The sequence below is a fragment of the Sporosarcina beigongshangi genome, from assembly GCF_033485195.1.
Taxonomy (GTDB): domain Bacteria; phylum Bacillota; class Bacilli; order Bacillales_A; family Planococcaceae; genus Sporosarcina; species Sporosarcina beigongshangi.
The window spans coordinates 170,099-182,971 of sequence record NZ_JAWLIR010000008.1 but is presented as its reverse complement, the minus strand read 5'-3'; the positions used below and the strand labels follow the sequence as shown (position 1 = coordinate 182,971).

Below are 12,873 nucleotides of genomic sequence, written 5' to 3'. Positions count from 1 at the left end.
ATATAAGTCGAACATAATAAGGCTGATGGCGGTCATAAAGTCATTCATGCCGAGCATAACGGGGCTCAAGGCGGTCATAATCTCCTCTATGCCGAGCATAACACGGTCCATGGCGGTCATAACACGTCGTATGCCGGTCACAAATAGAAAGGACTCGAGTCCATTGCAATTGATCATCACTTTTATTATTTTGGGGATTAGTATTATTTTGTTTATGAGCAATCGCGTACGCGCAGATCTTGTTGCTGTGCTGGCGTTATTGGCATTCGTTTTAACAGGAATATTAGATGCGACAGAAGCACTTGTCGGCTTCTCTAACTCTGTCGTCATTATGATTGCGGGTTTATTTATTGTTGGAGCAGGTATTTTACGAACGGGCTTGGCTCAGATGGCGGGTAATGTCTTGTTACGTTCGTCGGGAGACAGCGAGAAGAAATTATTCATTCTGTTGCTCGTTATTGTAGCAGCTGTCGGAGCTTTCATGAGCAATACGGGGACGGTTGCGTTAATGCTGCCGATCGTCGTCAGTGTAGCGATTAGTATGAAGAGCAGTCCGTCGAAATTTTTAATTCCCCTATCATATATGGCGAGTTTTTCGGGTTTGTTGACACTGATTGCCTCACCACCGAACTTAATTGTCAGTCAACAGTTAGTGGACAATGGTTTTGAAAAGTTAGGCTTTTTTGAGATTACACCGATTGGAATTATCGGTGTCGTTGTCGGTATCATTTATTTATATGCTGTGCGAAATATTTTATTGCCTAATGAAAAACGAAGAAATAATTCGAAGGACGAGCATCAGTTGTCGCCGAAACAGCTGGCATCTGATTATCAATTAGGCGGCAATTTATTTCGCGTAAGCGTGCCGGAGGATTCGGAAATGATTGGTAAGCGGTTGGCACAATTAAAGATTCCAGGAGCTTACCAATTATGCATTTTGACAATTGAACGTAAATCAACAGAAGGTATCAATTTGCTGCCGATGACGTATCAGGAAATGGCGGGTCCGACGAGTGTTATTCAAGCGAAGGATATATTACGGATTCAAGGTTCATGGAGCAGTATGGAAAAGTTTGTAGCGGATTTTTTACTTGTGATTGAAGAGGAAGATTCAGAAGCCGATGAGTTAGTGTCAAAGCAGTTTGGTATCGCGGAAGTGCTGTTGACACCTCATTCCAGTTTAATTGGTGAAACGGTTCGGGGCATTAGCTTTCGAGAAAAATATAACTTGAACATTTTAGGTATTAATCGTCGGGGAGAATATGTGTTAAAAGAAATGTCGAAGGAACGTTTGCGTTTTGGTGATGCGTTACTCGTGCAAGGTTCGTGGGATGAAATTGAATTATTGGCAAGAGAAACGAGAGATGTTGTCGTTGTTGGCCAACCGAAAGAACATGCTAGTATGGCAGCAGCAAATGGTAAAGCGCCGATTGCTGGCGGTATTATGCTGTTGATGGTGTTATTGATGATTTTTGAAGTATTCCCGGTTGTTATTTCGGTGCTAATCGGTGCTGTATTGATGATTGTGACAGGCTGCGTGCGCAATATGGATGATGCGTATAGTAAAATTAACTGGGAAAGTATAGTGCTCATTGCGGCGATGCTACCCATGGCGACGGCTTTGGAAAAAACGGGCGGTATGGTCATGCTGTCAGAAGGCATTATTACTATGCTCGGCGGCTTTGGTGCAATTGGTGTACTCGCGGGTATTTATTTCATCACGATGGTGTTCGGGCAATTTATTAGTAATACGGCAACGGCTGTGTTATTTGCTCCTATTGCTATGAATGCGGCAATTAGCCTAGATGCTAGCCCGTATACATTTTTAATCGCCGTGGCAGTTGCTTCGAGTATGGCATTTGCAACACCTGTTGCATCTCCTACTAATGCGCTTGTCATGACGGCAGGTGGCTATAAGTTTTTCGATTTCGTTAAGATCGGCGTTCCATTACAAATTGTGATGTTTATCGTTATGATGATTGCGATTCCGATTGTATTTCCGTTTTAGAGATTGCCTACGTGCGTGCTACTCATTTGTTAAGAGTAGTATGTACGTAGGCTTTTTTGCTGTTTGTATCATTGGATTATTCGTCAACAAATATCACTCGGCTTTGTCTATCAAATTCATCTCATCCGACATACCGTTCACTAATTGTCCACAATTATGAGGTGGAAATTGGAAAGTGAGTGATTTTTATCACAGTCTGGCTAGGTGGAAAATCGTTAACTAGAGGAAGTCGGGCTTAATTAGCCGTTCAGTATAGAATGTGTTTTTTATGTGAAAATGTGAAGGAGGATTTACAATGGTCCAAACAGTGGCGTGGGTAGTAAGTTTAGTGTTCATTTTAATCATTGCATTTGTTTTCGGTTTCGTTGCATTAAAGTCAACACAAAAACAAGACTATGATCCTATCGTAAAAAAATGGTACAAAATCCGTAAAGTGTATGGGACTTTTATTGTTGTTTTAATGATAGTCGTTATGGTTTATACGCTAAGAGAGTTGCCTTTTAATCAGCCTGTGTACAGCGAAGGCAATGAGCCAGTCATTGTAGATGTTGAAGCCTTTCAATTTGGCTGGGCAATCAGTGATAAAGAGTTTGATGTAGGTCAGTCTATTGAATTTCATGTGACGACTGCAGATGTAACACATGGCTTCGGTATTTATGATGAAGAGATGAATTTAATAGCTCAAACACAAGCGATGCCGGAATATACGAATGTTGTCTACATAACGTTTGATAAGCCCGGTACTTATAAGATTCTATGTTTGGAGTATTGCGGTTTGGCGCACCATATCATGATGGATCAAATTGTAGTGAACTAGAAAGGGAGTGTATTAGAAATGGCTACTATTCATAAATATATGCCGTTAAAATCAAGAGACGATAAAGTTGTGACACAAATGATTATTTCAGGTGTCGTTGTCATTGTAGGAATGATTTTTGGAGTCCTGATGTTGGCGTCTCAAGGTGGGCTTATTGAACTATCGGGGGCATCTTTTTATCAATTTTTAACGATACATGGTACAGCCATGATTGGTTCGGCGGCACTTGCGACATCTGCAATCATGTGGTATTTCCTCAGCCATTATGTAGAGTTATCGAAGAAAATATTCAATCTTAATCTTGTGTTATTTTTAATAGGTGTTGTTATGACGATTATCGGGATATTCTCATTTGAATATGCCAGCGCATGGACATTCTTGTATCCGCTTCCAGCACTATCAGCAGGAGCTTGGGGTACGACAGGTGCTTTGCTTTATCTTGGGGGTATGCTTATTTTAGGAGTTGGCTTCCTGCTACTTTATATTGATACAGGTCGAGCAATTATTAAAAAGTATGGTAGCCTTGGAAAAGGTCTTGGCTGGGATGTTATTTCGGGAAAGAAAGCTGAAAAGGATGCACCACCTGCAACAGTTGTGGCGAGCACCATGGTAACAATCGTGAATATTTCAGCACTGACTGCTGGCGCAACGGTGCTTATTGTTAACATGATTAGTGTCGTCAATCCTGCCTTTACATTTAACCCGTTACTAGCTAAAAACTTAACATACGCATTCGGACATATTTTCGCCAACGCTACGATTTATATGGCAGTAATTGCAGTCTATGAAATTTTGGCCCGTTATACAAATAGACCTTGGAAGGCGAATAAACCATTTTTAATCGCGTGGACAATGTCAACGGTATTTACAATGATTGTTTACCCTCACCATCTTCTTATGGACGGTGTAATGCCGAAATGGATATTAATTCTTGGGCAAATCTTATCGTATGCGAATGGTTTACCAGTACTAATCATTACAGCTTATGGTGCTTTGATGATTGTTTATAAATCAGGCATCAAGTGGGATATGGGTTCATCTTTAATCTTTTTATCAATGTTTGGCTGGACGGCTGGTGTTGTTCCAGCACTTGTTGACTCAGCAATTGTCGTCAATCATGTCATGCACAATACGAAATGGGTTCCTGGACATTTCCATATGTATATGGGACTTGGCGTAATCGCGATGATGTTTGGTTTCATGTATTTCTTAGCCAAAAATGATAGTCAACTGAAAACAAATGGCTTGGATAAGTTTGCATTCGTCCTCTATGCATTGTCGATGTTTGGCGTTTGTGTATCATTCCTCGTTTCAGGAGCTATTAGTACACCAAGACGCTTCGCGACACATATTCCTGAATGGATGGGACCAGCACAGGTCGGAGCAGTTACAGGCGTATTTGTTGTCATTGGTATTTTGATATTTGTCATTCATTTTGTTCGCTATATTGTCGGAAGAAATAAAACATCGGTTAGTAGTGTAGCACAGCAAACAGAAGTTATCTAAATGGAAATTAAAGAAACGAAGTGGGGGATAAAGTGATGAAACAAACAATCGGCGGCATTGTTTTGTATATACTATTACTGATTCCCCCTATCGTTTCTATCCTGGAATCTATTATGATTTTGCATATGCTCGTTCAAATACCTTTACTAATCATTACAGGCTGGTTAGTCGGTCAGTTTGTGGTGGACAAGTACCGTTCCTTTTTTACAAAGTGGAATGATGACGGTGTGCCAGGTGTTTTAATCTTCGTCTTTATTACAATGTATTGGATGCTTCCAAGAGCGATGGATGAAGCATTAGGAATTTGGTATATCGAGCTGTTTAAATTTGTGAGCCTACCCTTGGCGGGATTAGTTTTCCATGATAGCTGGAGAAAGCTACAAATACCCGGGAAAAGTTTTATCTTTTTGAATTATATTTCGATGTTTGGCTTAATGGGCTGGTTGTATGTAGATTCTCCGATTCAATTATGTAATAACTACTTGGCGTTGGAGCAAAAAATACTAGGATGGGGTTTTTTATTCATCACTGCAGGAATGATTATTTACATTGTTCAACTAACCTTTATGGATCATTCAGAAGAAGTCGTCTAACAAATGTATTCCTTCCATGCGCTAGAAAAGCGAGGGGAAGGAATATTTTTGTTTCCTTGGTCCCAGATACGGTAGGTTTACTAGATAGTTAATCTGCCATGGCTGTTGACTACCCATTTACTTGAATAAATCGTAGGTAGGCAAAGGCTCGAAAGTTACCTTTTTCACTAGATCATTTTCGGTTCGCTTTCGGCGAACTATTCAAGACGATTTGTACGGACCATTAAATAGGGCTTTTTCCGTGTTTTTATTATACTTTTTTGATAATTCGGGTAAATTTTAATCATTAGTTTTTTAAAATGCAACCTTGGTGATATAGTTGTAAGTAATTAGTTCTATTTAATGTAGTTAAGAATATTATGAGATGGAGTGAATTTCAAATGAAATTATTTGGAAAAATGCTACTTGCATTTGGTAGTGTTATTGTAGTGTTTGTTTCATTAAATATCTATAACTTAGTTCAAATAAAACAATTAAATGAAAATAGTGAAACGATGTACACGAATGGAATGGTTCCTTCTACATATCTTATTAAAATTGGTAAGGATGCAGAAAATATACGTACTCAAATGGTAACAACTCTAGCATTTAAAGATACTAACATGCTGGAAAGAGCAGTGACTAATTTGGAAAAAATGAAGACATGGATTCAGAAGTATGAAGAAACCAATATGAATTCGGAAGAATTGGAAGCGTTTGAAGGATTTAATCGTAATTGGTTGTTATTTGATGAACGCGCTTACAAAAATATTCAACTAATGAGAGATGGCAACTGGATAGAGGCTGAACAAGGCATTAAAGAAGAAAAAATTATTTTTGATGAGTCTATGAGGTATTTCAATGAATTAGTAGTGCTGAATGAGCAACTTGCGGAGAAAATAAAGGAAGAGAATCAGCAAGTGTATGCGAGCACTCTTCTTTTGAGTGGTATTTTAATTGCGGTGAGTATTATCATCGCAGTGCTCATTACTTATCTTTTCAGCAAATCAATTATTCGACGATTAACAGCTGTTGTTGACCGGATGAGGGAATTTGAAGATGGTGATTTGCGTAGTGAGCCACTTGTGAGCACTGGGCAAGATGAAATTACAACACTTTCTGTTGGATTAAATAATATGCACAAGACACTTCGTGAAGTTGTAGACGGTGCTCAAAATTCTGGTGAGCAAGTGTCAGCTAGCTCTGAGGAATTATCCGCTAGTGCCCAGCAAAGTATGGCAGCAGCTGAATCAGTAGCCAATCTCTCGCAGCAATCAGCAGATGGCGCAGAAGATCAGCTCCGCAGTGTCAATGAAATATCACTCTCTATTGAAGAGATGATGTCGAATATACAGGGCATTTCTAAGAGCAGTGAGCAGATGAATGTCCAATCGCAAGGTGCATTTGATAAAACACAAGTTGGCGCAACTGCGGTTATGTCAGTAACCAGCCAAATGCTTTCCATCGCCGATGCTGTAAAATTAACGGCAGATTCAGTGCATAACTTAGATGAAAAATCAAAAGAGATTGGTAACATTGTTCAGATGATTACGGGTATTGCTGACCAAACCAATTTGCTAGCATTGAATGCGGCTATTGAAGCAGCACGTGCAGGAGAAGCGGGTAAGGGGTTTGCCGTTGTAGCAGATGAAGTTCGTAAACTGGCAGAAGAATCGCGTGTTTCAGCAGAACAAATTTATACTATGGTCAATGAAATTCAACATGAAATTCAACAGGTAACCATTTCTATGCAACAAGGGACAGAGCGAGTTCAAGACGGGCTTGTTAAAACTGAAGAGGTTAGTCAACTATTTGAAGAAATTGAAACGATGGTTGGGCAAGTGACAGGGAATGCAACAGAAGTAAATCGTTCCGTAGAGGTAATATCGTCCATTAGCGAAGCGATTTCTAGTGCTGCAGTCAATGTACATGGAGTTGCTGAATCTAGTGTATTGGCGTCACAGGAAAACAGTGCAGCCTCAGAGGAGCAACTGGCGACGATAGAAGAGATTTCAGCTGCCAGTGAATCTCTTGCACATCTAGCGGAGGATTTGCAAAGAATTATTCAGCAATTTAAGTTGTAAATAGCTAAAAGACTATAAAGGTCATGCCTGTTGATTAACCAAAAAATAACTTAATCAAACACTAGGTACTTTGTGTAAAGTTTTCTTTTGTTTCGCTCTGGATTGAACGATTTCTATACAATAGCCGTGATAGTTTATGTATAGGGATGCGACGAAGTCGCATCCCTATACATTCTGTTCGGTAATCGTATGGTGGTCGTTCATTCGTCACTCTACAAAAACGCAGATACACAAAGTGCTAATGCTTTTGGGGACGAGGAAATAGAGGGCTTCTTAACTGGAGAGGGCCGCCAAAGATACAATTTTGGCGGCTGAAGCTTCTACCATGGTCTTTTCCACTGTTATTTTAGGTAGTGTCACTTTCTGATAAAACTTGCTAAAAAGTAAAGTGAGAATACCTTGTTCAACGTGTAAGAGTGCCCGAAATTTCATCTTCGGGCACTTACAGCCTCTATAGAAAGTCATCTATTCTTATCTCCCCATACAACTGCATTTTTTACTTAAACATTGTAGGTACGCGACAGGCAACTATTAACAACAAAATGACCGAAAATAATGTATCTAGAAATGACTTCGTCATTTCTAGATACATTAACCTCCGCGGGGGAGGAATGAACTGCAATTCCTCCTTGGTAATGATGTCGAGAATAGTTAGCCGAGAGCGAACCGGAAACGACTTAGTGAAAAAAGTGGTTTTCAAGCCTTTATTTACTTTCGATTTATGCAAGTAAATGGTTAATCAACAGACGTGATAAAACGTCTATATATCTAAGTCTCTTAAACGAGCTAGGATATGTAGACGTTTATTTGTTTGTTGCTGATAGTAAATACTAAATCTGAAAACGCTTACAGAAAAAGTGGAAATGATATTGACTTTGAATGTGCAAACGTATATTATGCTAATAACGACTATATAGCGACACTCTGCAATAGTATTTCTATTCAGACTTGGGGGGGATATAAATGGAACAACAACAAGAGAAGAAAATTGGTTTTTTAATGGCTTTATTGCCGTTAGCTGTGATGATTTTCGTCATGATTTTTACAGTTGTTAAATTAGAGCAAGGACCACACATCCCATTGATTATTGGGACTTCAACTGCGGCATTAGTCGCTTGGAAATCGGGTTATACGTGGAAAGATATTGAGGAGATGATGTATAAGGGGATTCGGTTGGCGCTTCCAGCAGTCGTTATTATCATTTTGGTTGGTTTAACGATTGGCGCTTGGATGGGTGGCGGAATTGTTGCAACGATGATTTATTATGGCTTACAAATTATTACGCCAGCTTGGTTCCTTGTGACCATTTGTATCATTTGCTCCATTGTTTCGTTAGCGATTGGTAGTTCATGGTCGACGATGGGAACGATTGGTGTTGCAGGGATGGGTATTGGTTTAAGTATGGGTATTCCAGCAGGCATGATTGCAGGAGCAATTATTTCTGGTGCCTACTTTGGCGACAAAATGTCACCGCTTTCAGATACAACGAACTTAGCAGCGGGATTGACGGGGACGGATTTATTTGATCATATTAAGCATATGTTATACACGACGATTCCAGGGTTAACGATTGCGCTGGTGGCATATGGCTATTTAGGCAATAAGTTTGCAACCAATCAAATTGAAGCAGTTGAAATTGCTCAAACAGCAAAAGTATTACAGGAAAGCTTTCTCATTACACCATGGTTATTACTTGTACCACTTGCGGTAATCATGATGGTCGCTTTTAAAGTGCCAGCGATTCCTGCTTTGGTTATTGGAATTGTGCTTGGCTTCTTGTCACAAATTTTCATACAAGGCGGTTCGTTAATTGGGGGGCTTGAGGCATTACAAAGTGGATTTACTATTGCAACAGGTAACGAGATGGTGGATGCTCTCTTTAATGGCGGTGGACTGGATTCCATGATGTATACGGTTTCCATGACAATTGTTGCGATGACTTTTGGAGGGATTTTAGAATTCTCAGGGATGCTGAGAGCGATTATGAACCAGTTACTAAAAGTTGTTAAAACGACAGGTTCATTGGTTGCGTCGACGATTGCAGCTTGCTTTATGACCAATGCATCTTGTTCAGAGCAGTATATTTCAATAGTAGTACCTTCTCGGATGTTTAGTAAGGCGTACAAGGATATGGGATTGCATTCGAAGAACTTATCGCGTGCATTAGAAGATGGAGGAACATTAACGTCTGTTTTCATCCCATGGAATACATGTGGTGTGTTTATTTTGGGGACACTTGGCGTTGGGGTCGTTGAATATGGTCCATATGCAATTTTAAACTTGGTCATTCCGTTTATTTCAATTTTGTACGCGGTTACAGGATTTTCAATTGTGAAGCTAACAGAGCAGGAAAAGCTGGCACATGCTAAAGAAGAGTTAAAGAAAGAAGAGTTAAGTGTAGGGTAATAAAAAGGAAAGCTCATGCTAGAAATATGAGCTTTTCTTTTTGTAGAATTAGTAAATGGTAGGGAAGTTGAACTCGTAAAGGGCTCGTGGCCTACCTTGCCGATAAGTCATTTCTTCACCGACGATTGTTATATAATTAAATTCCACCATCTTTTTGAGTGTGCGCTCGGCTGTTCTTCTTGTCACATTTAGATGAAGTGCTAAGTCGGTTGCTGTAAATTGTTTGGCGTGTCGAGACTGGCTAAATTGAAGTAGCTTTGAAATATTTGCAGGACTCAATTTTGTTTTATCAGCCATTTCTACAAGAACCGGCTCATTAATTTTCATCGAAATTGCAGTGTTCGTTTGCGGAAATGGGCCATGTAACTTTTTGTTTGCATCTAATATATAAAATGAATGGGCATCACTTTCATGAATAAGATTAAGTGCAAAGCGTGCATTTTCAGTAGCATCTACAATCGTTTCACCACAACCAAATGCCATTTTAGCTTCCTTATCGAAACTTTGAAACAGTTTTAGGAATTCATTATTTTTTAATGAAAACTCGATGTTGCCCATCGTTGTGAATAATTTATATTCCCCATTATGTTCATTCAATTGTGCCTTCATGATGGTAGCCATCTTTTCGATGGATGTTTTAAGGTTATGGGGACGAGGAATTACCTTAATAAGTCCAACTGCAATTTGTGAGGCATTACTTTTTTGTAAAATAGCCTGTTGCCTTGCGGTTTCGATTGTACGTAAAATTGTACTTTCTGAGTCCATCATTTTATAGGCAACGATTTGCTGTTGCTGAAGCTGTTCGTAGACAGCATGAACGCTTGTAATCGCAATATCAGTCTTTCCTTCCATGGATAGCAGCTTATGATAGGTGACGATATCCTGAAGCTTATCATCGTCATTTAACGTATGAATAAATGGCAATTCGAGTACTTCGTTCAAATCATTTAAAACATTATCAATAAGTGATTTTTCACGTACATCAATGGAAATACGATGCAAGTCTACATGTTCCTTTGCAATTATATGAAGTAATGTAATGGCGATAGCTGTTTCGTCTTGTTTTAAGTAAAGTACTGGAATTGAAAAATCTACAAGTCGCTCTTTTGCATACAAATAAGGTAATGAGCCAGAAAACAGAATAGCATCGCATGGTTTGAGCGATTGTAAAAGACTAGGGGCGGCTTTTGGTTCGGAATACTCGTACCAATGGAACTCGATATCTTGTCGATTAGCAACAAGTAATTCGATTTTTTTGCAAAAATCATGTGAGCCGATGATAGCGATTTTAATTTTCATAATCTGGAGTCTCCTTAATAGCGACTATTTAACGACAATGATACAATGAATAAAAGTATTTGCCAATCGAAAGGACTTGATAACAATGAAAATTACTGAAATTGAGATTTATGCAATCCACTTACCTTTACACGAACCGTTTGTGATTAGCTATGCTAGTTACGATTATATGCCGTCTATCATTGTCAAAATGACGATGGATACTGGTCATGTAGGCTTTGGAGAAAGTGTTGCGGATGATCATGTGACAGGTGAAAGCTGGGCAGGAACTTTTGCCGTGCTGAAAAATACATTAGCACCTAAGCTCATTGGAGAAAATCCAAAAAATATGGAACGTATTCACGAATTGATGGACTCGGAAATTTATGGGGTGCCAACTGCTAAGGCAGCAATCGACATTGCTTGCTATGATGCGGTGGGAAAAGCGTTAGGCGTTCCAGTCTATGACCTTCTTGGGGGGAGATACCACGAGGAATTCCCAATTACACATGTGTTAAGCATTGGATCACCGGAAAAGATGGCGCAAGAGGCAGAAGACCGAGTAGCGGCTGGTTATCGTTCGTTGAAAATGAAAGTCGGCACGCAGGTGAGTGAGGACGTTAAACGCATCGAGGCAGTTCGTGCACGTGTAGGAGAAGATATTGCGATTCGGGTCGACGTCAACCAAGGATGGAAAAATAGTGCGAATACATTGCAAGGGCTTCAAAAGCTTGAGCATTGTTCCCTTGACTGGCTCGAGCAACCGGTGTTGGCAGATGATTTTGACGGAATGGTGGAAGTGAAATCTAAGTCCTCTGTTCCAATGATGATTGACGAAGGTTTGCGCGGTGTGCGTGATATGAGAGAGATTATTGCTAAGCGAGCAGCTGATAAAGTGAATATTAAGCTGATGAAGTGTGGCGGTATTTATCCGGCAACAAAGCTTGCACATATGGCGGAAATGGCAGGCATTGAGTGTCAGGTTGGTTCGATGGTGGAATCGTCAATTGGTTCGGCGGCGGGATTCCACGTGTCATTTTCCAAAAAAGTAATCACAAGTGTTGAATTGACAGGGCCGCTGAAGTTCAGCAAGGATGTCGGAAATTTACACTATGATGTGCCGTACATTCGCTTGACGGACAAGCCTGGATTAGGCATTGACATTGATGAACAGGTACTTCAAGAACTAACGGTGTTTTCAGAGAAGGTTAGCGGATGAATCCACGACAAATAGTGTTGAAAAATGGTGAAGCAATTGACGTTATTCAACTAGCGGTGAGCCATCTCAATGAAATTTTAGTACTGCAACAAAAAGTAATTGCATCATTGAAAACAGGCGCTTTTTTACAGCCATTGACGGAGGAAGAATTTCTTTATATTTTAAACGGTAAAGGAATGATGATTGGTGCTTATTATGAAGGCCAACTAATTGCATTTCGTGCGATGTTAGAACCTGAAGTGAATGAGGAAGGTCATTTAGGCATTGATGCAGGTGTACCAATAACCGAGTTATCTACCGTTATCTATTCAGAAATTTCGAATGTGGATCCTCATTTTCGAGGAAATAATTTGCAGGTATTGTTAGGGGAAATACTTATGCAAGAAGTCGATCGACAGCGATTTCGCTATGTATGTACAACCGTTGCTCCATTTAATATTGCTAGTTTGAAGGATAAATTTGCCCATGGTATGGAAATTGTTGCGCTCAAAGTGAAATATGGCGACTTACTAAGATATATTTTAATGAAAGATTTAACACAGAATCCACAAGAGAAATCCACACAAAGTTATGAAATCTTAATGGCTGATACAGCCCTGCAACAGCGTTATCTTCAAAATGGCTGGCGTGGGACAGCGATGAAACAAGTAGATGATCAGTGGATAGTCCACTTTGAAAAGAAATGATTTTATTTTCAGATAATAGTCTCAGCTTGCAGAAATATGCATGGTGGGATTATTTTTTTGTCGAAACAATCGTCTAAAACCACTCTATATACATGTTTTAGATATTAATGCCTATATGCGAAGAGCTATTTTTAAGAGAATATGACTATGATAGATATTGGATTTAAGTTATACTGATAAATGGATTTATTTTCATTCAGCGGAAGACGCTCACTTCTATAGGTGGTAAGAAGAATGCGATTTTGTTTTCCTGTTCAGCGTGTGTTCAAACGCCCACTGAACGAAGATAAAGCCTCC

At 39.6% G+C, this 12,873-nt stretch carries 9 protein-coding genes; 8 read left to right on the top strand and 1 reads right to left on the bottom strand.

Features of this window, described 5'->3' with window-relative positions; genetic code table 11:
- The first annotated feature begins 130 nt into the window (after nt 1-130).
- The 6 genes from R2B77_RS06730 (at nt 131) to nhaC (ending at nt 9,393) form a co-directional block, all read left to right on the top strand.
- Nucleotides 131-2,008, top strand: coding sequence for an SLC13 family permease (locus tag R2B77_RS06730; protein ID WP_212391403.1), 1,878 nt, complete (start codon nt 131-133; stop codon nt 2,006-2,008).
- Between the two features lie 295 nt (nt 2,009-2,303).
- The gene (locus tag R2B77_RS06725) at nt 2,304-2,825 is read left to right on the top strand and encodes a cupredoxin domain-containing protein (protein ID WP_203247082.1); all 522 of its coding nucleotides are present in this window, start codon (nt 2,304-2,306) and stop codon (nt 2,823-2,825) included.
- Between the two features lie 18 nt (nt 2,826-2,843).
- Complete coding sequence (locus tag R2B77_RS06720) at nt 2,844-4,331, top strand: cbb3-type cytochrome c oxidase subunit I (RefSeq protein ID WP_203247083.1); 1,488 nt, start codon at nt 2,844-2,846, stop codon at nt 4,329-4,331.
- A 35-nt stretch (nt 4,332-4,366) separates the two neighbouring features.
- Nucleotides 4,367-4,924 carry a hypothetical protein gene (locus R2B77_RS06715; RefSeq protein ID WP_203247084.1) on the top strand — a complete coding sequence of 186 codons (558 nt, stop codon included), beginning with the start codon at nt 4,367-4,369 and terminating at the stop codon, nt 4,922-4,924.
- Nucleotides 4,925-5,304: 380 nt separating this feature from the next.
- Entirely contained in the window at nt 5,305-6,987 is a 1,683-nt protein-coding gene (locus tag R2B77_RS06710) for a methyl-accepting chemotaxis protein (RefSeq protein ID WP_203247085.1), read from the top strand.
- Between the two features lie 963 nt (nt 6,988-7,950).
- A complete protein-coding gene (gene nhaC / locus R2B77_RS06705; RefSeq protein ID WP_203247086.1) occupies nt 7,951-9,393 on the top strand; it encodes a Na+/H+ antiporter NhaC in 1,443 nt (480 codons plus the stop codon).
- Nucleotides 9,394-9,441: 48 nt separating this feature from the next.
- On the opposite strand, the gene R2B77_RS06700 is transcribed toward nhaC, so the two are convergent.
- Nucleotides 9,442-10,692 (bottom strand): hypothetical protein, encoded by a 1,251-nt coding sequence (locus R2B77_RS06700; RefSeq protein ID WP_203247087.1) that lies wholly within the window; start codon nt 10,690-10,692, stop codon nt 9,442-9,444.
- 85 nt (nt 10,693-10,777) lie between these two features.
- Between R2B77_RS06700 and R2B77_RS06695 the strand changes: the two genes are divergently transcribed.
- Together R2B77_RS06695 and R2B77_RS06690 are read left to right on the top strand one after the other, a co-directional pair.
- A complete protein-coding gene (locus R2B77_RS06695; RefSeq protein ID WP_203247088.1) occupies nt 10,778-11,890 on the top strand; it encodes a mandelate racemase/muconate lactonizing enzyme family protein in 1,113 nt (370 codons plus the stop codon).
- Nucleotides 11,887-12,576, top strand: a complete 690-nt coding sequence (locus R2B77_RS06690) for a hypothetical protein (protein ID WP_203247089.1) — start codon at nt 11,887-11,889, stop codon at nt 12,574-12,576. Before R2B77_RS06695 ends, R2B77_RS06690 begins: the two co-directional genes overlap by 4 nt.
- The last annotated feature ends 297 nt before the right edge of the window (nt 12,577-12,873 follow it).